Origin of the sequence: Pseudomonas rhodesiae, assembly GCF_007858255.1 — a bacterium.
GTDB classification, from domain to species: domain Bacteria; phylum Pseudomonadota; class Gammaproteobacteria; order Pseudomonadales; family Pseudomonadaceae; genus Aquipseudomonas; species Aquipseudomonas rhodesiae.
In genome coordinates, this window is sequence record NZ_VFEU01000014.1 from 77,998 (window position 1) to 102,073 (window position 24,076).

Annotated in this window: 19 protein-coding genes; 8 read left to right on the forward strand and 11 right to left on the reverse strand. The window is 59.9% G+C overall.

Annotation, left to right across the window (positions count from 1 at the left end):
• Positions 1–32: 32 nt before the first annotated feature.
• Positions 33–755 carry a glycerophosphodiester phosphodiesterase gene (locus FIV35_RS19620; protein WP_034096487.1) on the forward strand — a complete coding sequence of 241 codons (723 nt, stop codon included), beginning with the start codon at positions 33–35 and terminating at the stop codon, positions 753–755.
• Between the two features lie 42 nt (positions 756–797).
• Here FIV35_RS19620 and sthA read toward each other — a convergent pair whose 3' ends face one another.
• Positions 798–2,192, reverse strand: a complete 1,395-nt coding sequence (gene sthA, locus FIV35_RS19625; protein ID WP_034096486.1) for a Si-specific NAD(P)(+) transhydrogenase — start codon at positions 2,190–2,192, stop codon at positions 798–800.
• A 215-nt stretch (positions 2,193–2,407) separates the two neighbouring features.
• On the opposite strand from sthA, the gene FIV35_RS19630 reads away from it, so the two are divergent.
• Positions 2,408–2,941 carry a chalcone isomerase family protein gene (locus tag FIV35_RS19630; protein ID WP_034137409.1) on the forward strand — a complete coding sequence of 178 codons (534 nt, stop codon included), beginning with the start codon at positions 2,408–2,410 and terminating at the stop codon, positions 2,939–2,941.
• A gap of 171 nt (positions 2,942–3,112) precedes the next feature.
• Here the strand turns inward: FIV35_RS19630 and FIV35_RS19635 are convergent, their stop codons facing one another.
• Positions 3,113–4,576: a glyceraldehyde-3-phosphate dehydrogenase gene (locus tag FIV35_RS19635; RefSeq protein WP_034096484.1), complete on the reverse strand. Its 1,464-nt coding sequence runs from the start codon at positions 4,574–4,576 to the stop codon at positions 3,113–3,115.
• Between the two features lie 340 nt (positions 4,577–4,916).
• Here FIV35_RS19635 and mfd point away from each other — a divergent pair, with 340 nt between their 5' ends.
• Genes mfd through FIV35_RS19650 form a run of 3 tightly spaced genes read left to right on the forward strand, consistent with a single transcriptional unit; the run spans position 4,917 to position 11,647 of the window.
• Positions 4,917–8,366 (forward strand): transcription-repair coupling factor, encoded by a 3,450-nt coding sequence (gene mfd, locus FIV35_RS19640; RefSeq protein WP_083377898.1) that lies wholly within the window; start codon positions 4,917–4,919, stop codon positions 8,364–8,366.
• Positions 8,367–8,377: 11 nt separating this feature from the next.
• Positions 8,378–8,944 (forward strand): CsiV family protein, encoded by a 567-nt coding sequence (locus FIV35_RS19645; protein WP_034137407.1) that lies wholly within the window; start codon positions 8,378–8,380, stop codon positions 8,942–8,944.
• A 9-nt stretch (positions 8,945–8,953) separates the two neighbouring features.
• A complete protein-coding gene (locus FIV35_RS19650; RefSeq protein ID WP_034137406.1) occupies positions 8,954–11,647 on the forward strand; it encodes a DEAD/DEAH box helicase in 2,694 nt (897 codons plus the stop codon).
• 12 nt (positions 11,648–11,659) lie between these two features.
• On the opposite strand, the gene nagZ is transcribed toward FIV35_RS19650, so the two are convergent.
• Both nagZ and FIV35_RS19660 read right to left on the reverse strand, forming a co-directional pair.
• Entirely contained in the window at positions 11,660–12,670 is a 1,011-nt protein-coding gene (nagZ, locus tag FIV35_RS19655) for a beta-N-acetylhexosaminidase (protein ID WP_034112459.1), read from the reverse strand.
• A 144-nt stretch (positions 12,671–12,814) separates the two neighbouring features.
• A complete protein-coding gene (locus FIV35_RS19660; protein ID WP_034137405.1) occupies positions 12,815–13,522 on the reverse strand; it encodes a TetR/AcrR family transcriptional regulator in 708 nt (235 codons plus the stop codon).
• Between the two features lie 263 nt (positions 13,523–13,785).
• Here FIV35_RS19660 and lexA point away from each other — a divergent pair, with 263 nt between their 5' ends.
• Together lexA and sulA are read left to right on the forward strand one after the other, a co-directional pair.
• Entirely contained in the window at positions 13,786–14,394 is a 609-nt protein-coding gene (gene lexA / locus FIV35_RS19665; protein WP_003172575.1) for a transcriptional repressor LexA, read from the forward strand.
• A 10-nt stretch (positions 14,395–14,404) separates the two neighbouring features.
• On the forward strand, positions 14,405–14,878 hold the full coding sequence (gene sulA / locus FIV35_RS19670; RefSeq protein ID WP_034137404.1) for an SOS-induced cell division inhibitor SulA: 474 nt from the start codon (positions 14,405–14,407) through the stop codon (positions 14,876–14,878).
• Between the two features lie 147 nt (positions 14,879–15,025).
• Here the strand turns inward: sulA and FIV35_RS19675 are convergent, their stop codons facing one another.
• From FIV35_RS19675 to FIV35_RS19705, 7 genes are all read right to left on the reverse strand, one after another.
• Positions 15,026–15,259 (reverse strand): hypothetical protein, encoded by a 234-nt coding sequence (locus FIV35_RS19675; RefSeq protein WP_017254451.1) that lies wholly within the window; start codon positions 15,257–15,259, stop codon positions 15,026–15,028.
• A 127-nt stretch (positions 15,260–15,386) separates the two neighbouring features.
• Positions 15,387–15,908, reverse strand: coding sequence for a DUF6586 family protein (locus FIV35_RS19680; protein WP_034137403.1), 522 nt, complete (start codon positions 15,906–15,908; stop codon positions 15,387–15,389).
• Between the two features lie 185 nt (positions 15,909–16,093).
• Entirely contained in the window at positions 16,094–18,715 is a 2,622-nt protein-coding gene (gene topA / locus FIV35_RS19685) for a type I DNA topoisomerase (RefSeq protein WP_034096476.1), read from the reverse strand.
• 114 nt (positions 18,716–18,829) lie between these two features.
• On the reverse strand, positions 18,830–19,066 hold the full coding sequence (locus FIV35_RS19690) for a DUF1653 domain-containing protein (protein WP_034137402.1): 237 nt from the start codon (positions 19,064–19,066) through the stop codon (positions 18,830–18,832).
• 96 nt (positions 19,067–19,162) lie between these two features.
• Positions 19,163–20,338 carry an acetyl-CoA C-acyltransferase FadA gene (gene fadA / locus FIV35_RS19695; protein ID WP_034096474.1) on the reverse strand — a complete coding sequence of 392 codons (1,176 nt, stop codon included), beginning with the start codon at positions 20,336–20,338 and terminating at the stop codon, positions 19,163–19,165.
• A 29-nt stretch (positions 20,339–20,367) separates the two neighbouring features.
• A complete protein-coding gene (gene fadB / locus FIV35_RS19700; protein WP_034096473.1) occupies positions 20,368–22,515 on the reverse strand; it encodes a fatty acid oxidation complex subunit alpha FadB in 2,148 nt (715 codons plus the stop codon).
• A gap of 492 nt (positions 22,516–23,007) precedes the next feature.
• Positions 23,008–23,445 (reverse strand): hypothetical protein, encoded by a 438-nt coding sequence (locus FIV35_RS19705; protein WP_083377899.1) that lies wholly within the window; start codon positions 23,443–23,445, stop codon positions 23,008–23,010.
• A 105-nt stretch (positions 23,446–23,550) separates the two neighbouring features.
• Between FIV35_RS19705 and FIV35_RS19710 the strand changes: the two genes are divergently transcribed.
• A complete protein-coding gene (locus FIV35_RS19710) occupies positions 23,551–23,991 on the forward strand; it encodes a universal stress protein (RefSeq protein ID WP_034096471.1) in 441 nt (146 codons plus the stop codon).
• Positions 23,992–24,076 lie beyond the last annotated feature (85 nt).

Sequence of the window (24,076 nt, forward strand, 5' to 3'; positions counted from 1 at the left end):
CCCGCCGGACGATCTGGCGAAAAGGAGCAACTGTGACCCTGATTTACGGCCATCGCGGCGCCAAAGGCGAAGCACCGGAAAACACCCTGACCAGCTTTCAGCAATGCCTCAAGCACGGTGTACGCCGCTGCGAACTGGACCTGCACCTGTCCATGGATGGCGAGCTGATGGTCATCCACGACCCGACCCTCAAGCGCACCGCCGACCGGCGTGGCAAGGTGGTCGAGTATTCGGCGGCCGACCTGGTGAAAATGGACGCGCGCAAGGGCGGCCCGGGCTGGGTCTCGCCTTGCCCTATCCCGCGCCTGGAAGAACTGTTCGAACAATGCGATTTCGATCACTGGCAACTGGAAGTCAAAAGCGCTTCGCGCACCCGCGCCGCGACCACTGTGTTGGCGATCCGCGAGATGGCGGTGCGCTTCGGCCTGATGGACAAGGTCACCGTTACGTCCAGCTCAAGGGAAGTGCTCAAGGCGGCGGTGGAACTCACCCCGGACCTGTCGCGCGGGCTGGTGGCCGAATACGCCTGGCTCGACCCGTTGAAGGTCGCGCAGAACTATGGCTGTGAGTACTTGGCATTGAATTGGACGTTGTGCACCCCCGAGCGCCTGGCCAAAGCCCAGCGCCAGGGTTTGCACGTATCCGTGTGGACGGTCAACGAACCCGCGCTGATGCGCAGGCTCGCCGACTTCGGCGTAGATAGCCTGATTACAGACTTTCCCGGTTTGGCCACTGCCACCCTCGGGAATTACTGAAATCGGTCTCCCCGGCCGGCTCAGGCCACCGGCCGGAGCCGCTCAAAAAAGCCGGTTGAGGCCGTCGTAGGCCGCTACCCGATAGGCTTCGGCCATGGTCGGGTAGTTGAAGGTGGTGTTCACAAAATACTTGAGGGTATTTTGCTCACCCGGCTGGTTCATGATGGCCTGGCCGATGTGCACGATCTCCGACGCCTGATAGCCGAAGCAATGCACGCCGAGGACTTCCAGGGTTTCACGGTGGAACAGAATCTTCAGCATGCCTTGCGGCTCACCGGCGATCTGCGCACGCGCCATGCTCTTGAAGAACGCCTTGCCCACTTCGTAGGGCACCTTGGCCTTGGTCAGCTCGTGCTCGTTCTTACCAATGGAGCTGATTTCCGGAATCGTGTAGATGCCGGTGGGCACGTCGTTCACATAGCGCCAGCTGCCGTTATCGACGATGCTGCCGGCGGCCGAACGGCCCTGGTCATGGGCGGCACTGGCCAGGCTCGGCCAGCCGATCACGTCACCGGCGCCATAGATGTTGGCCACGCAGGTACGGTAATTCTCGTCCACTTCGATCTGGCCACGGTTGTTGACCTTGACCCCGATGTTTTCCATGCCCAGCTTATCGGTGTTGCCGGTACGTCCGTTGCACCACAGCAAGGCGTCGGCCTTGATCTTCTTGCCGGACTTGAGGTGCAGGATCACCCCGTTGTCCAGGCCTTCGACCCGCTCGTACTCTTCGTTATGGCGCACGGTGATGTTGTTGTTGCTGAAGTGGTAACTCAACGCCTGGGAAATTTCCGAGTCGAGGAAACTCAGCAACTGATCGCGGTTGTCCACCAGCTCCACCAGAACACCCAGGCCACTGAAGATCGACGCATACTCACAGCCGATCACGCCGGCACCGTAGATGATCAGTTTGCGCGGGGTGTGGCCCAGGCTCAGGATGGTGTCGCTATCGTAGATACGCGGGTGATGGAAATCGATATCCGCCGGGCGATACGGGCGCGACCCGGTGGCGATGATGATGTGCTTAGCCACCAGTTTCTCGACCACGCCGTTGGAACACACCACTTCAATGGTCTGCTCGTCAGCGAAGCTGCCGGTGCCGAAGAACAGGTCGACACGGTTACGGGCGTAGTAACCGGTGCGCGAGGCCACCTGCTTGGAGATGACTTTCTCGGCGCTTTTCAACACATCCGGGAACGAAAACCAACGCGGCTCACCAATAGCCCGGAACATCGGGTTGGTGTTGAACTGCATGATCTGGCGCACCGAGTGACGCAAGGCCTTGGACGGGATGGTACCCAGGTGGGTGCAGTTACCGCCGACTTGGCGACGGCTATCGACCATCGCCACCTTGCGCCCTGCCTTCGCGGCATTCATCGCCGCACCTTCTCCAGCTGGGCCGGAACCCAGTACCACCACGTCGTAGTTGTAGACAGCCATGCGTACTCCTCAGAACAGGCCAGGCGTACGGTAGGACGCCGGGCTAAATCATGCCGCGGCCAGCGGTCATGAAGGACAATTTGGCTCAAGTGTGTGAACCGGGGCACAGTCTATATAAGGCTCAACGCCGCGCACATTAACCCTTGGTCGCGTCATAGGCCAGTCTTGCCATACTACAGGACGCAAATCAGCGCCGATTCCAGGATGAGCCCATTATGCGACAACTATTGTTTTGTTTAATGCTGATGGTGTCGATCACGGCACACGCCAGCGATGCGCAGCGCCTTAAGCAAGCTGGCTTCCCGGCACAGGTCGAGGGACTGACGCGAAAAAACCAGGCGGTGCTTAACTATCTATGGGCAGACGTGTATGCCGCAGCGCTGTATGCCCCGGCAGGGCTCAGCGCAAGGCACGCCTGGGACCAGCAGAAAGCCTTGCGCCTGACTCTGTATTACTTTCGCGACATCGACCGCAGTGACGTGATCAAGGCCGCCACGACTACCCTGGCGCGCCAACACGCCAACGCTCGATTAAAGCCGGAACTGGATAGATTGCACGGCAGTTTTCGTGACATCCGCAACGGTGATCGTTATGCCCTGGATTTTCATCCCGGTCGCGGTTTGAAGCTGGAGATCAATGGGCAGGTGGTGTTCAGCAGTGTTGATGATGAACTGGCGAGGGCCTACCTAGGCATCTGGCTCGCGCCTGGGGGGTTGTCGGACAGTTTGCGGGATCGATTGCTGAATTGATGTGTCGGCTGCACCACCACTATCCGGGGCTGCCCCCTCCCACCTTTGAATATATTCACAAATCAAACTGTGGGAGGGGGCTTGCGCCCGATCAGGCACCCCAGGCCACACAAAAACCTAGCCACAAAAAAGCCCCGAACCAGTCGGGGCTTTTTCATTCAGCGCAGAGGCTTAGCGCGGAAACGCAGGCGGGTTGACCCCGGCCATGTCTTCCATCACACGCACCACCTGGCAGCTGTAACCGAACTCGTTGTCGTACCACACGTACAGCACAACGCGGTTGTCCTGGGTGATGGTCGCTTCTGCGTCCACCACACCGGCGTGGCGCGAGCCGACGAAGTCGGTGGACACCACTTCCTGAGAATTGACGAAGTCGATTTGCTTGTGCAGATCGGAGTGCAGCGCCATGTAGCGCAGGTACTCGTTCATCTCTTCGCGGGTAGCGGCTTTCTCAAGGTTCAGGTTGAGAATGGCCATCGACACGTTAGGCGTCGGAACACGGATCGCGTTGCCGGTCAGCTTGCCGGCCAATTCAGGCAGGGCCTTGGCAGCGGCGGTGGCGGCACCGGTCTCGGTGATCACCATGTTCAACGCGGCGCTACGACCACGGCGATCGCCTTTGTGGAAGTTGTCGATCAGGTTCTGGTCGTTGGTGTACGAGTGAACGGTTTCAACGTGACCATTCACGATGCCGAACTTGTCGTTGACGGCCTTGAGCACCGGCACGATGGCGTTGGTGGTGCAGGACGCGGCAGACACGATCTTATCGTCAGCGGTGATTTCAGCGTGGTTGATGCCGTGCACGATGTTCTTGAGCTTGCCCTTGCCAGGCGCGGTCAGAACAACGCGAGCGATACCTGGGCACTGCAAGTGCTGGCCCAGGCCCTCGGCATCACGCCATACACCGGTGTTATCCACCAGCAGGGCGTCCTTGATGCCGTACTGGGTGTAGTCCACCTCAGTCGGGTTCTTCGCGTAGATCACCTGGATCAGGTTACCGTTGGCGGTAATGGTGTTGTTTTCTTCGTCGATGACGATGGTGCCGTTGAACGGGCCGTGGACCGAATCGCGACGCAGCAGGCTGGCGCGCTTGGTCAGGTCATTCTCGGCGCCTTTGCGCACCACGATGGCACGCAGACGCAGGCCGTCGCCGCCACCGGTTTTTTCGATCAGGATGCGCGCCAGCAGGCGGCCGATACGGCCAAAGCCATACAGCACGACGTCGGTGCCCTTGCGAGCGGCGGCGTTTTGCTGGCCAACCACATCGGCCATTTCCTCACGCACGAACTGCTCGGCGCTACGGCCGTTGGCTTCGGTACGGAATTTGTAGGCCAGCTTGCCCAGGTCTACCGAAGCCGCGCCGAGCTTGAGCTCGCTCATGGCCTTGAGCAGGGGGAATGTTTCGTGGACGGAGAGTTCGCTGTCGTCGGCAGAACGATGGCGAGCAAAGCGATGCGCCTTGAGAATCGCGATGACTGACTGGTTGATCAGGCTGCGGCCATAGATCGAACTCACCACATTGTTATTGCGGTAGAGCTGACCGATGAGCGGGATCATCGCTTCTGCGAGTGCTTCACGGTCGATCCATTCACCAAGACACTGGTCGGGCTTCTGAGTCACGGGAACCTTCCACATGTAGGGGCTGAAAAAAGGGGCTACATTATGACGCCCGACCGCCCTCGGAGCAATGCGCCGACCACAACAAAAAGGCCTTGCGAAAAAAAGCGACCCCGCTGCAGCCCAGTAAATACGCGGCTTTCAGAAGGCCACCATTGGAACGTCTTGGGCGACTTGTCCGTAACTCTCCGAAAACCCCACGCATTTTGGCACTACATATTGAGTCAAAACACCGCTTTGTTTGTCTTAGCCACTACATTTCCTACAAACCGTAATAGGCTCAGTCAGCAACTGACAGGCGGCACCTGGGGCCGTTACAATTACCGACTTTGTCGCAACGCTTGGAGCTCAACCTTCCGTGCCCGTTCTGCGTCTACCGCAACTCCCTGCCGCGGCAGGTAAACAGCACTGGGGCAACCTGCCCGGTGCCGCCCTGAGCCTGGCCATCGCCGAGGCTGCCAGCGCAGCCAAGCGCTTTACCCTGCTGCTTACCGCCGATAGCCAAAGCGCCGAACGGTTGGAGCAGGAGCTGAGCTTCTTCGCCCCCGATTTGCCGGTGCTGCATTTTCCCGATTGGGAAACCCTGCCTTACGACCTGTTCTCACCGCATCAGGACATCATTTCCCAGCGCATCGCCAGCCTGTACCGTCTGCCGGAACTGGCCCATGGCGTGCTCGTGGTGCCGATCACCACGGCGCTGCACCGCCTGGCGCCGACCAAGTTCCTGCTGGGCAGCAGTCTGGTGCTGGATGTCGGCCAGAAGCTCGATGTCGAACAGATGCGCACGCGCCTGGAAGCCAGCGGCTACCGCTGTGTGGACACCGTGTACGAGCACGGCGAGTTCGCAGTGCGTGGCGCGCTGATCGACCTGTTCCCGATGGGCAGCAAGCTGCCTTATCGCATCGATCTGTTCGACGACGAAATCGAAACCCTGCGCACCTTTGATCCGGAAAACCAGCGCTCCATCGACAAGGTCGAATCGATCAAGCTGCTGCCGGCGCGGGAATTTCCGTTGCAAAAAGATGCGGTGACCCGGTTCAAAGCGCGTTTCCGTGAACGCTTCGACGTCGACTTCCGCCGCTGCCCGATCTTCCAAGACCTGAGCAGCGGGATTACACCCGCCGGTATCGAGTACTACCTGCCGCTGTTTTTCGACGAAACCTCCACCCTGTTCGACTACCTGCCCCAGGACACCCAAGTGTTCTCGCTGCCGGGCATCGAGCAGGCCGCGGAAAACTTCTGGAACGACGTGCGCAACCACTATGAAGAGCGCCGCGTCGACCCTTCCCGTCCTTTATTACCGCCCGCCGAGCTGTTCCTGCCGGTGGAAGATTGTTTCGCGCGCCTGAAAAACTGGCCGCGGGTCGTCGCCAGCCAGCAGGACGTGGATGCCGGCAGTGGCCGCGAGCGCTTCCCCGCGCAAGCGCTGCCTGACTTGGCAATTGAAGCCAAGGCCAACCAGCCGCTGGAAGCGCTGTCCACCTTCCTTGGCGACTTCCCGGGCCGCGTGTTGTTTACCGCCGAATCCGCCGGGCGCCGCGAAGTGCTGCTGGAGTTGCTCGAACGCCTCAAACTGCGTCCGAAGAACGTCGACAGTTGGCCGGACTTCGTCGCGAGCAAGGATCGCCTGGCGATCACCATCGCCCCCCTGGACGAAGGCTTACTGCTTAATGACCCAGCCCTGGCGTTGATCGCCGAGAGCCCATTGTTCGGTCAACGCGTGATGCAGCGTCGGCGCCGGGAAAAACGCGCGGACGCCAACAACGACGCGGTGATCAAAAACCTCACCGAACTGCGCGAAGGCGCGCCGGTGGTGCATATCGATCACGGTGTCGGCCGCTACCTGGGCCTGCAGACCCTGGAGATAGACAACCAGGCCGCCGAATTCCTCACCATGGAATACGCCGAGGGCGCCAAGCTCTATGTGCCGGTGGCCAACCTGCACCTGATTGCGCGTTACACCGGCAGCGACGACGCCCTGGCGCCGCTGCATCGCCTGGGTTCCGAGACCTGGCAAAAAGCCAAGCGCAAGGCCGCCGAGCAGGTGCGCGATGTGGCCGCCGAGCTGCTGGACATCTACGCCCGGCGCGCGGCGCGCGAAGGTTATGCATTCGCCGACCCGAAAGCCGACTACGCCACCTTCAGCGCCGGTTTCGCCTTTGAAGAAACCCCGGATCAGCAGACCACCATCGAAGCCGTGCGCGCCGACATGCTCGCGCCCAAGCCGATGGACCGCCTGGTGTGTGGCGACGTGGGCTTCGGCAAGACCGAAGTGGCCATGCGCGCCGCCTTCATCGCGGTGCACGGCGGCAAGCAAGTGGCAATTCTGGTGCCCACCACCCTGCTCGCCCAGCAGCACTACAACAGCTTTCGCGATCGCTTTGCCGACTGGCCGGTGACCGTGGAAGTGATGAGCCGCTTCAAGTCCGCCAAAGAAGTGAACGCCGCCGTCGCCGACCTGGCCGAAGGCAAGATCGATATCGTGATCGGCACTCACAAGCTGCTGTCGGACGATGTGAAGATCAAAAACCTGGGCCTGGTGATCATCGACGAAGAACACCGTTTCGGCGTACGCCAGAAAGAGCAGCTCAAGGCCCTGCGCAGCGAAGTCGATATCCTCACCCTGACCGCCACGCCGATTCCGCGCACGCTGAACATGGCGGTGTCGGGCATGCGTGATCTGTCCATCATCGCCACGCCACCGGCGCGGCGCCTGTCAGTGCGCACGTTCGTGATGGAGCAGAACAAAAGCACGGTCAAAGAAGCGCTGCTGCGGGAGTTGCTGCGCGGCGGCCAGGTGTATTACCTGCACAACGACGTCAAGACTATCGAGAAATGCGCTGCCGACCTCGCCGAACTGGTGCCCGAAGCGCGGATCGCCATCGGCCACGGCCAGATGCGCGAGCGCGAACTCGAACAGGTAATGAGCGACTTCTACCACAAGCGCTTCAACGTGCTGATCGCCTCGACCATCATCGAGACCGGCATCGACGTGCCGAGCGCCAACACCATCATCATCGAGCGCGCCGACAAGTTCGGCCTGGCGCAACTGCACCAGTTGCGCGGCCGGGTCGGACGCAGCCATCACCAGGCCTACGCGTACTTGCTCACCCCGCCACGCCAGCAGATCACCGGCGACGCGGAGAAACGCCTGGAAGCCATCGCCAACACCCAGGACCTCGGCGCTGGCTTTGTGCTGGCCACCAACGACCTGGAAATCCGTGGCGCCGGCGAACTGCTGGGTGACGGCCAGAGCGGGCAGATCCAGGCTGTGGGTTTCACCTTATATATGGAAATGCTCGAGCGGGCGGTCAAAGCCATCCGCAAGGGCGAACAGCCGAACCTCGATCAACCCTTGGGTGGCGGTCCGGAAATCAACCTGCGCCTGCCGGCGTTGATTCCCGAGGACTACCTGCCGGATGTGCACGCGCGACTCATCCTGTACAAACGCATCGCCTCGGCCACCGATGAAGAGGGGCTCAAGGACCTGCAAGTGGAGATGATCGACCGCTTCGGCCTGCTGCCGGAGCCGACCAAGAACCTGGTACGCCTGACCCTACTCAAATTGCAGGCCGAGCAACTGGGGATCAAGAAGGTCGACGCCGGGCCCCAGGGCGGGCGTATCGAATTCGAAGCGCAGACGCCGGTCGACCCGCTGGTACTGATCAAACTGATCCAGGGCCAGCCCAACCGCTACAAGTTCGAAGGGGCTACGCTGTTCAAATTCATGGTGCCGATGGAACGCGCCGACGAACGCTTCAATACCCTGGAGGCGCTGTTCGAGCGCCTTATCCCGAAATCTGTTTGAAGGACGCCCCAATGCGCCTGTCCCGCATTCTGAGCCTGTTGTTAGTGATACTTGCGCCCCCGGCGTTTGCCGACAGCCCGTACCAGGTGGAAATGATCCTGGTGCGTCAGAACGCCGAACCGGTGATCTACAGTCGCGCCGCGCCGGAAACCTGGGATGACGGCGCTGAGCGCCTGGGCGACAAAATGAGCCCACCGCGCCTGAGCGCTATCGTCGACAAACTGCGTGGCGACGCCAACTACACGGTGTTGGCCCATAAGGCCTGGGAGCAGAACCTCGGCGAACAACCGGTGAAAATCGCCATCGCCGAGGGTCAGGAGCAGTTCGGCCAATTCCCCATCGAGGGCGTGCTGAACCTGCAACTGGGCCGCTTCACCGATATCGATGCGGATTTCTGGATCAACCAGTTCGACAGCAACGGCAGCGTGGTCGCCAGTGAACACCTGGCGCAGAAAGACGTGCGCACCAAGAACAACCAGCTCAATTACCTGGATGGCGGCCATTTGGCGCTGCTGATCAAAATCACCTCACTGACCGCCAAACCGCCCAGCGCACCACCGCCCGACCTGCAGGACTGATCCAGCGCCATGCCCCTCACCCCGCCGTTGACCAAGCCCCTGGCCCCTTCGTGGGCCAATCGCTTCAAAGAACAAAGCCTGGAGCGTGGGCGGCGTTATGCGTTGGAAAACCGCGTGCGGATTGTCGAGTCCGGCGACAGCACCATCATCGCCAGTTGCGAAGGCTCGGGCGGCAATGTGTACCGGCAGACCATTTCGCTGCGCGAGTCGGCCAAAGGCGCGCTGCTCCTGGTGGACAGCCGCTGCACCTGCCCCGTACACAGTAACTGCAAACATATCGCGGCTGTGCTGCTCAAGGTTCAGGAAACCCTGGCCTACCCGGCGGCGGCTCAAGATGCCGAGTTGCTGGAAAAACTCCAGGCCGTGCTGGATAACCGCGTGGTACTGCCGCAAGTGCTGATGGAGGACGTGCAACCGGTGCCGCGCCTGTGGCTGGCCAGCGCCGAGTTCAGCGCATTCGAACCGCGCAACGGCAAGATGCAACGCTATATCCAGCACCGCGCGGCACTGGCGTTCAACTACCTGGGTAACTACGTCAGCGGGCAAAAACACGCTGACATCATCGTGCGTCAAGAAACCCAGAGCCTGCGGATCAAGCGGCACCCGGAGGTGGAACAGGCCTACCGCGAACAGCTGCGCCTGCTGGGTTTCAAGATCGCCACGCGCCAGAGCAAAGCCTTGCCGGAAAGCGCCGGCGAGCTGTTCGAGATGGTCAACGACAGCGCCTGGCTGAATTTCACCCTCAACGACTCGCCGTCCCTGCGCGCCGAGGGCTGGGAATTGCTGCTCGACGACGATTTCGGCTTCGACCTCAGCGCGGTGGACGACTGGTACGCCACCGTCGATGAAGGCCCGGAACGTGATTGGTTCGACCTTGAGTTGGGGATTATCGTCAATGGCCAGCGACTGAGCCTGTTGCCGATCCTGCTGAACCTGATGCGCTCTCACACCGAAATCCTCAACCCGGAGAAGCTCGCACGGCGCCGCGACGATGAACTGATCCTGGTGAACATCCCCGCCGCGCCCAACGGCGACCATGGCCCCGTGCAGGTGGCGCTGCCCTACGGTCGCTTGAAACCGGTGCTGGCCACCCTTGGTGAGTTCTACCTGCAGGAACCGGGCAGTACTGCGCTGCGCTTGGCCAAGGCCGATGCGGTCCGACTCAACCCGCTGGAAGGCCTGCCTCTGCAATGGGAGGGCGGTGACAAAATCCGCAACTTCGCCCAACGCCTGCGGGACATCAAAGACTTCACCTGCGCGGCCCCCGAAGGCTTGAACGCGACGTTGCGCCCTTACCAGTTGGAAGGCTTGAGCTGGATGCAATCGCTGCGGCAATTAGAGGTGGGCGGCATTCTGGCGGATGACATGGGCCTGGGCAAAACCCTACAAACCCTGGCGCATATTCTCAGCGAAAAAAACGCCGGGCGCCTGGACCAGCCCTGCATGGTGGTAATGCCCACCAGCCTGATCCCTAACTGGCTCGATGAAGCAGCGCACTTCACCCCGCAACTGAAAGTACTGGCACTGTACGGTGCCGGACGTAAGAAACATCTCCCAAATTTGCGGGACTATGACCTGCTGCTCACCACCTATGCGCTGCTGCCCAAGGATATCGAGCATCTGGCCACCCTGCCCTTGCATGTGCTGATCCTCGACGAAGCGCAGTACATCAAGAACCCGACCAGCAAGGCCGCCCAGGCGGCACGCGAGCTGAACGCACGACAGCGCCTGTGCCTGAGCGGCACGCCGCTGGAAAACCACTTGGGCGAGCTGTGGTCGCTGTTTCACTTTCTGCTGCCGGGCTGGCTGGGCGATGTGAAAAGCTTTAACCGCGACTACCGCGTGCCCATCGAAAAGCGCGCCAGCGATGTGCGATTGCAGCACCTGAACGGTCGGATCAAGCCGTTTCTACTGCGTCGCACCAAGGAACAGGTGGCTACCGAACTGCCGCCGAAGACCGAGATCATCCACTGGGTCGACCTCAACGAAGCCCAGCGCGACGTGTACGAGACCATGCGCCTGGCCATGGACAAGAAGGTCCGCGACGAGATCACCCGCAAAGGCGTGGCACGCAGCCAGATCATCATCCTTGAGGCGCTGCTCAAGCTGCGCCAAGTGTGCTGCGACCTGCGCCTGATCAACGATGCCACCCTGCCCGCTCGCGGCAGCAGCTCGGGCAAGCTCGACAGTTTGATGGACATGCTCGACGAGCTGTTTGCCGAAGGTCGGCGGATCCTGTTGTTTTCCCAATTCACCTCGATGCTGAGCCTGATCGAAGCCGAGCTGAAAAAACGCGGCATTGCCTACGCACTACTGACCGGGCAGACACGTGATCGGCGCACGCCGGTCAAGGACTTCCAGAGCGGCAAGCTGCAGATATTTCTGATCAGCCTGAAGGCCGGCGGTGTGGGCCTGAACCTGACAGAAGCCGACACCGTGATCCACTACGATCCCTGGTGGAACCCGGCCACGGAAAACCAGGCCACTGACCGTGCCTATCGCATCGGCCAGGAGAAACCGGTATTCGTCTACAAGATGATTGCGCGCGGCACGGTGGAAGAGAAAATCCAGCACCTGCAAAAGGAAAAATCCGATCTGGCGGCGGGGGTGCTGGATGGACGAACCACGGGTGATTGGCAGTTGGGCAACGAGGATATCGAGGCGTTGTTCGCGCCGTTGCCCAATAAACAGGAGAAGCGTTGACGGAGCGAGGTATCAGTCGATCAACTGGGCTTCGCGTAACGCCGTAAGCGCCGCCAACCAGCGCGGGTCTTGCTTGTACTCCGTTGAAGCCATTGCCTGACCGCGCATGCGCGCGATGCGAGGCGATGGCGTGACCTTCATACGCTGCGCAGCACTTAACGCCAACTCCGCCGCCGCACGATCATTGCACACCAAGCCCATGTCACAACCGGCGGTCAACGCGGCCTCGATACGGCTGGCCGCGTCACCGACCACATGGGCACCGGCCATGGACAAGTCGTCACTGAAAATCACCCCATCGAATTGCAACTCGCCGCGCAGAATGTCTTGCAACCAGCGACGCGAAAAACCGGCAGGCTGGGCGTCCACCTGCGGGTAGATCACGTGGGCCGGCATCACCGCCGCCAACTGCTGGCTCAGACGTGCGAAAGGCACCAGATCATTGGCGCGAATCTGCTCCAGGCTGCGCTCGTCATTAGGAATTGCGACGTGGGAATCGGCCTCAGCCCAGCCGTGGCCTGGGAAATGTTTACCGGTGGCGGCCATACCGGCGCTGTTCATGCCACGGATAAAGGCACCGGCGAGTAAGGCGGCACGCTCGGGGTCGCCCTCGAAGGATCGGGTGCCGACCACAGCGCTGCGTTGGTAATCCAGGTCCAGTACCGGGGCAAAACTGAGGTCAAGGCCAACTGCCAGCACTTCCGTAGCCATGATCCAGCCGCATTGCTCGGCGAGGTATTCAGCGTTGGGGTTGTCCGCGAGCGCTCGCATGGCCGGCAGGCGCACAAAGCCCTGGCGCAGGCGCTGCACGCGGCCTCCCTCTTGGTCGACGGCCAGCAACAGGTCGGGGCGCACCGCGCGAATGGCCGCGCTCAGCTCACGCACCTGGCGCGGATGTTCGATATTGCGCGCGAAAATAATCAGCCCACCCACTTCAGGCTGGCGCAACAAGTGGCGATCCTCAGCCGTGAGCCAGGTACCGGCCACGTCGACCATCAAAGAACCTTGCAGAGCAGCAGTCATAAACCTTCCTTATATAACGCACACAACCCGTTGCGCTCACGGCGCGCGAAGGGCACGGCGAGCACAACGGGTTGCGAATAAATAGCTGAAATCGGCATGGCGGCTAGCTTAGCGGATGCCAATGGCCGCGCACACCCGGGGCAATCAAACCTTGGCGGGAACGGGCACTGTTTTGCTGCGTGGGCGCAGTTGCGCGGCGGCCATGGTTGGGTCGGTCACGCCGGTTTCGGCACGCATACCGGCGGCGAGGAACGGCACCATCAAGCGCATCACTTGCTCAATGGAAGTGTTAACGCCGAAGTCGGTCTCGGCAATCGCGCGCAACGCCTTGATCCCGGACATACTGAACGCCGCTGCGCCGAGCATAAAGTGGACGCGCCAGAACAGTTCAATCGGTGGAATACGTGGGGCAGCTTCGTTGACCAGCAACATATAGCGACGAAATACCTTGCCGTACATGTCTTCCAGGTAACGCCGCAGGTGGCCTTGACTCTGACTGAACGCCAGGCCGAGCAAACGCATAAAGATCGACAGGTCGTTACCGCTACGCGGTTGCACCACCAACGCTTGCTCGACGAGAATCTCCAGCAGCTCTTCAAGACTTGGCTTGTTGTCGGCCTTGGCCTGGCGACGTTCAAGCTCGCGGTCGAGGCTGGCGCAGAAAGGCCCCAGAAAGCGCGAAAACACGGCCTGGATCAGGGCTTTCTTCGAGCCGAAATGGTAATTCACCGCCGCGAGGTTGACCCCGGCCTTGCTGGTAATCAGCCGCAATGAAGTTTCAGCAAATCCTTTTTCCGCGAACAATTGCTCAGCAGCATCGAGAATGCGCTCAACGGTTTCCGACTGGGCCATGGCTACTCCGCCTGACAAACACTTGTTTGAAACATACGTTTCAAGGTGTGTCTTGTCAAGCCTGAGGAGCCGTTTTCCGGCCGGGCAGTCATCTGTGTGCGTGCTATTTAATCACATCCGTATCGGTCTGTAGGTAGCGCTATCCGTGGCTTGTAGGACGGATACCGAATGACCGTCCAGCGGAGTGCCGAAAAAGGATGATTGCCAAGCGCAGTTCACTGTATATAATCCCAGTCACTGTATAAAAAGACAGAGCGATCAACATGCTAAAACTGACGCCACGCCAAGCTGAGATTCTGGCTTTTATCAAGCGCTGCCTCGACGACAACGGCTACCCGCCGACACGAGCCGAAATTGCGCTGGAACTGGGGTTCAAGTCCCCTAACGCCGCCGAAGAACACCTCAAGGCCCTCGCACGCAAAGGCGCCATCGAGATGACCCCCGGTGCTTCGCGGGGCATTCGCATCCCTGGCTTCGAGGCCAAGGCCGACGAGTCTACGCTGCCCATCATCGGCCGTGTCGCCGCCGGTGCGCCGATCCTGGCGCAGCAGCACGTCGAGGAATCCTGCAACATTAATCCGACCTTCTTCCACCCTCGCGCTGATTACCTCTTGCGGGTACACGGCATGAGTATGAAGGACGTCGGTATCTTCGACGGTGATCTGCTGGCCGTCCATACCACCCGCGAAGCCCGTAACGGTCAGATCGTAGTGGCCCGTATCGGCGACGAAGTCACCGTCAAACGCTTCAAGCGCGAAGGCAGCAAGGTCTGGCTACTGGCCGAGAACCCTGAGTTCGCCCCGATTGAAGTGAACCTGAAAGATCAGGATCTGGTGATCGAAGGCTTGAGCGTCGGCGTCATTCGCCGCTAGAGGAGGCACCATGCAGCTCGTACACACCCCACAACACACCCAACTGTCGCTGTTCGAGGCCTTTATGGCCCATCCTCTCGCGCCTATCCTCAAGGAAACGGTCGAAGCGCCCTGGAGCGCCGAACCCGAGGTGTTCAGTGAGCTGTCGTTGCGCGGTGCTGCCGGGAGCTGCCTGAGCCTGCTGGCGCCAATTCTTCGCGAATTGAGCGAGGAACAGGACGCTCGCTGGCTAACGCTGATCGCTCCGCCTGCCAGCCTTACCCAGGCTTGGCTGCGGGACGCCGGCCTCAACCGCGAACGCATCCTGTTGCTTCAACCGCGCGGCGCACAAAGCGCACAACAGCTGACTTGCGAGGCCTTACGCTTGGGCCGAAGCCACACCGTGGTCAGTTGGCTCAACCCATTGAACGCGGCCGCCAAGCAACAACTGGTGAGCGCTGCGCGTGTTGGGGATGCACAGAGCTTGAATATTCGGCTGGGATGAAGGTTTCGCTACGCGGGAGGCCTCAGCAGGGCTCGCTGGGGTGAAGATGCTCTTTGTGGTCAGCGAGCGTGTCCAGTATTGGAGCGCTGCTTCGCAGCCGGACGTGGGACAAGCCCGCCGACCACAACAATATCGAACAGCCTGAAATCAGTGAAGGACCCGCGGCCCGTCTTCTTTCTCCGGCTCGCCCTCGGCCAGGCGACCAGCCATCTGCACGCCGACGCTCAACATGGCTTTCGCCACTTCCACATGCTGACCTTGCAGAAACGCTTTGGCGTCCTCGGAAAAATCCAAGATAACCAGAGAACCTTCGTCCTCCGCCCGGCGCAGCTCAATTCGGCCGTCAGGCAGTTCAACAATTTCCAGAAAGGACGTCGGCATAAAAGTCTGTTCTCCACGAAAGGCCAGGATTATATCAGTCATCCGCCAAGCCTCGGTGCGGATCTCAGCAGGTTTCTTTACGTCTTGATGAACGGCGTAGTTTAGCGCCACGCCATTGACCTGCGTTCTAGCACTCGCTCAACCCTTCCCGAAAACGCAGTGCCAGTTTTTTCAGTTCCTGGCGCCAGCTCTCCAGCTCTTGCCGGCTCAAAGGTTCGGGCTCCTCGTCTTCCACTGCAACCGCAACAATCAGCGGCTGGGTCACATCGCCCTTGGGCACATGAGGAATGCGCGGCGGCTGGAACATATCGGCATGGGCCTTGAGCAAGCGCGCCAACCAGCTTTCAGGGCTTTGGGCCATTTCCACCAGCTCGGCCAACTCGGGAATGGCCATGGCGTCCAATACTTCGCGGCTCATGATCATCTCTGCCCGCGGAGAACCCGCCTGCGGCAGGCGATAGAACCCTGCTATTTCATGGCACAGGCCCAACAAAGCGCCGTACAGGTGGAATAACGCCGCTTCACGCCCGGCCTGCACCAGCGCGATCGCGTTCATCTCCTTCCCTTCCTCGGCGCGGCCAAGGGCTTCCAGGGATAAACCCGCGAAGTAAATTTTCTGATTGGTACGGGTATAGAGTTCGTGGGCCATAACGGCAATCTCCACTACGAATTAGGCGTGATGCTGGCTGAACAGTGTCATGGATCAGCCGAATCGACCGCAAGTGCAATCAAGCGCTGCTTATGCAGATCAACACGCTACTTCAGAATCTAAAAGATCCAAATATGAGAGGGGCTTACCCCTCCGCTATTTGGATCTTCAGCGCATCCGACAGATCAGGCGCCCTGACGCTTGTCCTCGACCTTCCACTTGCCGCCTTCATAGAAGGCTTTCCAGCCGGTCGGCTTACCGTCGACCTCGGACTGCACATACTGCTCCTTGGTCTTGCGGCTGTAGCGAATCACGGCTGGGCGACCATCCGGATCCTTCTTCGGCGCTTCACACAGGAAGTGGTACTTAGGATCGATCTCGTCCTTGTGCGGCACGATTTCCATCACTAGCGGCGCACGGGTCTCGCGGTTTTTCGGGAACTGGCTGGCTGCCAGGAACAAGCCAGAGGCACCGTCACGCAGAATGTAGGTGTCGTTGACCTTTTCGCACTTGAGCTCCGGCATCTTCACCGGGTCCATCTTCGGCGGCGCCGCATCGCCGCTCTTGAGCAGTTTGCGGGTGTTCTTGCACGTCGGGTTGGTGCAGCCAAAGAACTTGCCGAAGCGGCCAGTCTTGAGCTGCATCTCGCTGCCGCACTTGTCGCATTCCAGGCTCGGACCTTCGTAGCCCTTGATGCGGTAGGTGCCCTCTTCGATCTCGTAGCCGTTGCAATCCGGGTTGTTACCGCAGATATGCAGCTTGTGCTTCTCATCCAACAGGTAGGCATCCATCGCCGTGCTGCAGATCGGGCAGCGGTGCTTGCCGCGCAGCACCAACGACTCGGACTCACCCTCGTCGTCAGCCGCGATTTCATCGCCCGGCACCAGGTTGACCGTGGCCTTGCAGCGCTCTTTCGGCGGCAGGCTGTAGCCCGAGCAACCAAGGAACACACCGGTGGAAGCCGTGCGAATCTGCATCGGCCGACCGCAGGTCTGGCACGGGATATCCGTCATCACCGGCTGGTTGGCGCGCATACCGTTCTCGGGGCTCTCGGCCACCTCAAGCTTCTTCTTGAAGTCTCCGTAGAACTCGTCCAGCACGTTTTTCCAGTCGCGCTCGCCCTGGGCCACGTCGTCGAGATTCTCTTCCATGCCGGCAGTGAAGCCGTAATCCATCAGGTTGGAGAAGCTCTCGGAGAGACGCTCGGTAACGATGTCACCCATCTTTTCCGAATAGAAACGACGGTTATGCAGCGCCACATAGCCACGGTCCTGAATGGTGGAAATGATCGCCGCGTAGGTCGAAGGGCGACCGATACCGCGCTTTTCCATCTCCTTGACCAGGCTGGCTTCCGAATAACGCGCCGGCGGCTTGGTGAAGTGCTGGGACGGATCGAGCTTGATCAGCTTCAATGTATCGCCCTGAGCCATGTCCGGCAGCACATCGTCGTCACCAGGCTTGGCGATCTGCGGCATTACGCGGGTGTAGCCGTCGAACTTGAGAATGCGGCCCTTGGCACGAAGTTCGAAGTCGGAGGCCGCCACGGTAACCGTGGTGGACAGGTACTGCGCCGGCAGCATCTGGCAGGCCAGGAACTGGCGCCAGATCAGCTCGTAGAGGCGCTCAGCGTCGCGCTCCATGCCGCTCAGCTTGCTTGGCTCGGTATTGGCGTCGGAAGGACGAATCGCTTCGTGAGCCTCCTGTGCGCCTTCCTTGCTGCTATAGACGTTAGGCTTCTCCGGCAGGTACTTCTTGCCGAACTCGCTTTCGATATAGGTTCGCGCCATGGCGACCGCGTCCACCGACAGGTTGGTGGAGTCGGTACGCATATAAGTGATGTAGCCGGCTTCGTACAGACGCTGGGCCATCATCATGGTTTTCTTCACACCGAAGCCCAGGCGGTTGCTCGCGGCCTGTTGCAGGGTGGAGGTGATGAAAGGTGCCGACGGCTTACTGCTGGTCGGTTTGTCTTCACGCTTGACGATGCTGTAGCTGGATGCCTTGAGCTTTTCCAGCGCGGCCATGGCCTGGGCTTCGTTCAGCGGCTTGAAGGCTTCGCCTTTCTCGCGGGCCACTTCAAAGCGCACATTGGCGCCCTTGGCGGTACCCAGGTCGGCGTGGACTTCCCAGTACTCTTCAGGGATGAACGCACGAATCTCACGCTCACGCTCCACCACCAGCTTCACCGCAACCGACTGCACACGGCCGGCGGACAGGCCACGGGCGATCTTGGCCCACAGCAGCGGCGAGACCATATAACCCACCACGCGATCGAGGAAACGCCGTGCCTGCTGGGCATTGACGCGGTCGATATCCAACTCGCCCGGCTTGGAGAAGGCTTCCTGGATGGCTTTCTTGGTGATTTCGTTGAACACGACGCGCTTGTAGCGGCTGTCGTCACCGCCGATGGCTTCCCGCAAGTGCCAGGCAATGGCCTCCCCTTCGCGGTCCAAGTCCGTCGCGAGATAGATGGTGTCAGCATCCTTGGCGAGCCGGCGCAGCTCTTCGATGACCTTTTCCTTGCCAGGAAGGATCTCGTACTTGGCCTTCCAGCCATGGTCCGGGTCCACACCCATGCGCGAGACCAGTTGCTTGCGCGCTTTCTCCTTGGGCGTGAGCACCGGACCTTCGCCCGCAGCGGCCTTGCCGCGCTTGGCGGCTGGCTCCTTGCTGGCGCTAGCCGAACCGCTGGTGGGCAGGTCTCGGATATGGCCGATACTCGACTTCACCACGTACTCGTTGCCCAAGTACTTGTTGATGGTCTTGGCCTTAGCCGGGGATTCCACAATGACCAGCGATTTGCCCATGGATCGGAAAATTCCTGAATTCGAGAAGTGAAAGGCAGTTGGCGCCTGACGCGGCAACGCTATATATAGTGGCAACCGGGTGAGGTCAAGCGCAGCATTCTGCGCGGCCTGCGGTTATTGCCCTTTAAGAAGACCGTGTTCGGCCTGGACCAAAGCAAAGCGTGGGACCTGCTCGCCGTCAACCTCGACGCTCTCCAGGAACATGCTCAAGGGGCGCACCCAAAAGCCGTAATCTCCATACAGTGCTTGGTAAAACACTACTTGCTCTTCGGTCTCGGAATGGCGCGCCACGCTGAAAACCCGGTACTGCGGACCCTTGTAATGCTGATAGAGCCCTGGTGTGACATTCATGCTCTGGCCCCCTCACAAAATTTATTAAAAAAAATATTAAAAAATCCAAAAAACAAAAACCGGGGCACTGGGCCCCGGCTTCCGTCAACCCAACGCTTAGACGCGTTCGAAGACGGTGGAAATGCCTTGGCCGAGACCAATGCACATGGTGGCTACCCCGAGGTTGCCGCCATTTTGCTTCATCACGTTAAGCAGCGTGCCAGAGATCCGCGCACCGGAGCAACCGAATGGGTGGCCCAGGGCAATCGCGCCGCCGTGCAGGTTAACCTTCTCGTTCATCTTGTCGAGCACTTTCAAATCTTTCAACACCGGCAGGGCCTGTGCAGCGAAAGCTTCGTTGAGTTCGAAGAAGTCGATATCGGTGATGGAAAGGCCCGCGCGCTTCAAGGCTTTTTGCGTGGCCGGTACCGGACCGTAGCCCATGATAGCCGGGTCAACGCCGGCCACCGCCATCGAACGGATCACCGCCAAAGGCTGGATCCCGAGGTCTTGGGCGCGTTGCGCCGACATCACGATCATGCACGATGCGCCGTCGGTGATTTGCGACGAAGTACCCGCCGTCACGGTGCCGCCCTTGGGATTGAAGGCCGGCTTCAAGGCCGCCAGGCTTTCCAGGGTGGTATCCGGACGAATGGTTTCGTCGTAGTCGAACAGTTTCAGGAAACCGTTCTCGTCATAGCCGTTCATCGGGATGATTTCATCCTTGAACTTGCCTTCCACCGTCGCCTTATGAGCGAGTTGGTGTGAGCGCAGGCCGAATGCGTCCTGGGCTTCACGGGTAATGCCGTGCATCTTGCCGAGCATCTCCGCCGTCAGGCCCATCATGCCCGAGGCTTTTGCCGCATACAGCGACATGTGCGGGTTCGGATCGACGCCATGCATCATGCTGACGTGCCCCATGTGCTCCACGCCACCAACCACGAACACATCACCGTTACCGGTCATGATCGCCTGGGCGGCGGTGTGCAACGCGCTCATGGACGAACCGCACAGGCGGCTGACGGTCTGGCCGGCCGCAGTGTGGGGGATCTGAGTCATCAGCGACGCCATGCGCGCGATGTTCCAGCCCTGCTCCAAGGTCTGGTTGACGCAGCCCCAGATCACGTCCTCGACTTCGTTCGGGTCGACCTTGGTGTTACGTTCCAGCACTTTGCTGATCAGGTGCGCCGACATGTCTTCGGCGCGGGTGTTGCGGTGCATGCCGCCCTTGGAGCGGCCCATCGGCGTGCGACCGAAGTCGACAATCACGACGTCTCTTGGATTCAAGCTCATAAATATTCTCGCTCTAGTCGTCTGGGCGCTTAACCGAAGAAGCTCTGGCCGTTCTTGGCCATTTCACGCAGCTTCGCGGTCGGGTGGTACAGCGGGCCCAGCTCAGCGTATTGATCAGCCAGGGCAACGAACTCGGCCACACCGATCGAGTCGATGTAACGCAGCGCACCACCACGGAATGGAGGGAAACCAATACCGTACACCAAGCCCATATCGGCTTCGGCGGCGGTCTCGACGATGCCATCTTCCAGGCAACGTACGGTTTCCAGGCACAGGGCGATCATCATCCAGTTGATGATGTCCTCGTCGGACACTTCACGCTGCTCGTACACAATCGGTGCCAGCACTTCGTGCACCGACGGATCGGCCACTTTCTTCTGCTTGCCTTTCTTGTCCGCCTCGTAGGCGTAGAAGCCCTTACCGTTTTTCTGGCCAAGGCGCTTAGCGTCGTACAGGGCGTCGACAGCCGAACGGCGGTCGTCTTTCATGCGGTCCGGGAAGCCTTCAGCCATCACATCGCGGCCATGGTGGCCGGTGTCGATGCCGACCACGTCCATCAGGTACGCCGGGCCCATTGGCCAGCCGAATTTTTCCATGACTTTGTCGATGCGCACGAAGTCCACGCCGGCGCTGACCAACTTGGCGAAACCACCGAAGTAAGGGAACAGCACGCGGTTGACCAGGAAACCCGGGCAGTCGTTGACCACGATCGGGTTCTTGCCCATTTTCTTGGCGTAGGCAACGGTGGTGGCCACCGCATGTTCGCTGGATTTCTCGCCACGGATCACTTCCACCAGCGGCATCATATGTACCGGGTTGAAGAAGTGCATGCCGACGAAATTTTCCGGACGCTTGAGGGCCTTGGCCAGCAGCGAGATGGAAATGGTCGAGGTGTTGGACGCCAGAATGGTGCCTTCCTTGACCTGCGCTTCCACTTCAGCCAACACGGCCTGCTTGACCTTCGGGTTCTCGACAACCGCTTCGACCACCAGGTCGACGTGACCGAAATCGCCGTAGGACAGCGTAGGACGAATGCCGTTAAGCACTTCAGCCATCTTCGCGGCGGTCATGCGACCTTTATCCACACGACCTACCAGCAGTTTGGCGGCTTCCGCCAGCCCTTGCTCGATACCGTGTTCGTTGATGTCTTTCATCAGGATCGGCGTGCCTTTGGACGCCGACTGATAGGCGATGCCGCCGCCCATGATACCGGCGCCGAGTACGGCAGCCTGTTTCACGTCGCTGGCGATTTCATCGTAGGCCTTGGCCTTTTTCTTCAGTTCCTGATCGTTCAGGAACAGGCCGATCAGGCTCTGGGCCGCCGAGGTTTTCGCCAGTTTGACGAAACCGGCCGCTTCCACTTCCAGGGCTTTGTCGCGACCGAAGTTGGCGGCTTTCTGGATGGTCTTGATGGCTTCAACCGGCGCCGGGTAGTTCGGGCCGGCCTGGCCAGCCACGAAACCTTTGGCGGTTTCGAACGACATCATTTGTTCGATGGCGTTGAGCTTGAGCTTTTCCAGCTTGGGCTGGCGCTTGGCCTTGTAGTCGAACTCGCCGCTGATGGCACCTTTGATCAGGTTCAGCGCGGCCTCGGCCAGTTTTTCCGGGGCAACCACTGCGTCGACAGCGCCGACTTTCAGGGCGTCTTCGGCTTTGTTTTCCTTACCGGCGGCGATCCACTCGATGGCGTTGTCCGCACCGATCAGGCGCGGCAAACGCACGGTGCCGCCGAAGCCTGGGTAGATGCCCAGTTTCACTTCCGGCAGGCCGATTTTTGCGGTGGCCGACATCACGCGGAAGTCAGCGGCCAGGCACATTTCCAGACCACCGCCGAGGGCGATGCCATTGATCGCGGCAACGGTCGGGACGTTGAGGTCTTCGAAATCGCTGAAAATCTTGTTGGCTTCGAGGTTGCCAGCCACCAGCTCGGCATCGGGCAGCTTGAAGTTGTCGACGAATTCGGTGATGTCAGCGCCGACGATGAACACGTCCTTGCCGCTGGAGACGATCACGCCCTTGACCGAAGCATCTGCTTTGATGGTGTCTACGGCCTGACGCAGTTCGTTCAGGGTTAGACGGTTGAACTTGTTGACGGACTCACCCTTGAGGTCGAATTTCAATTCGACGATGCCACTTTCAAGAGCCTTAACCGTGATGGCTTTACCTTCGTAAATCATCAACTGATCTCCACGATATGGAAGCTGAACAGTACACATCGGACGCTGGCCTATGGTTGGACACTGATGGTTAGGTCAATGCTCATGCCAATCCGCCAGGCACACCCGCCAATGCGATAGTCGGGATTATGTATGAACGATCTGACAGACAAACGCTCAATTCATACGCCCGTTTGATTTGGGTACGCCACCTTCATCCAATTCCGAGCAATTGTCAATCGCTCCAAAGGCTAGGAAAAACGCGACTTTCCAGTCATTTCAGAACCTCAACCATAGGCCCGCGCTTCGTCAATATTCAACTATTCACGAAATCAATAATTTCAGTTATTTGGGAAAGGGCTGTACAGATTGAGAGATACGGCTACGCTAGCGCCAACCGTACAGCGCCAGAAGACAACACCCGGCGCAAGATTCACCGGCCTGCCTGGCCAACTCCAGCCCGATGATGATGTCGGGCTTTTTAATGCCTGTTTGAGTCTGGGCCGCCTGGGTTCAGGCCAGCGCCTTGAGCAACGCGTCGATGTCCTTCAAGACACTCGCATCGCCCTTCTCGCCCCAATACAAGGCAATCATTTGCTTGTCGGCTTCGACTTTGTAGACGTTGACCGGCAGCGTTGAAAAATGCGGCAACAACTTCTCATCCACGCAGTTTTCTCGCCATTGGTTAACCCACACCCCCGGCTCCAGTTGCCAGTAGCTCCAAATGGCCGGCGTGGCGCCGCGTCGTGGCCGGCAGTACTGGGCGCAAGGGCTGGGCGGCTCTTGTTTGAGCCAGTGCGGCCATTCCTGGGGCGCCAATTGCATGGCCAACCCCATGCGGCGAGCCTCCATGCGCAAGGCCATGCGCCCGCTCTGGTGACGCGACGGGCGCAGCCATGCCAGGGGGCTCAATACCACCACAAGGATTGACACCACTATCCAGACCGTCATATGTGTACTCCCGATTTTTCTGATGAGCGGATTTGACCTGACGCAACCCCATCCGCTTGAAACCAGCCATACTTAATTTATTGCAGTCCTCTGGAGGAACGCCTCATGTCATACGAACATATTCTGGTCGCCGTAGATCTGACCGAAGAGTGCGATCCAGTGATCAAGCGCGCCCGGGCTTTCGCGGTCGCCAGCGGCGCCAAACTGTCCCTCGTGCATATCGTCGAACCCATGGCCATGGCCTTCGGCGGCGATGTTCCGATGGACCTGTCCCAACTGCAGCAACAACAGTTCGACCAGGCCAAAGAACGTCTCGACCGCCTGATAGCCAAATACCCGGAAGTGACCAAAGAAAACTCACACCTTACCTACGGCCAGCCGCGCCAGGAAATCCACCACCTCGCCAAGGAGCAAGGCTGTGACCTGATCGTGGTCGGCAGCCATGGCCGTCACGGCCTGGCGCTGCTGCTGGGCTCCACCGCCAATGATGTGCTGCACGGCGCGCCGTGCGATGTGCTGGCGGTGAAGCTGGTAAAAAGCGCCTAGGACCTGTGCAGATCTAATTTGGGAGGGAGCAAACCCTTCCCCATTTGAACCGCATTTCATATGAAAAAAGCCCGGCGCCCCCATG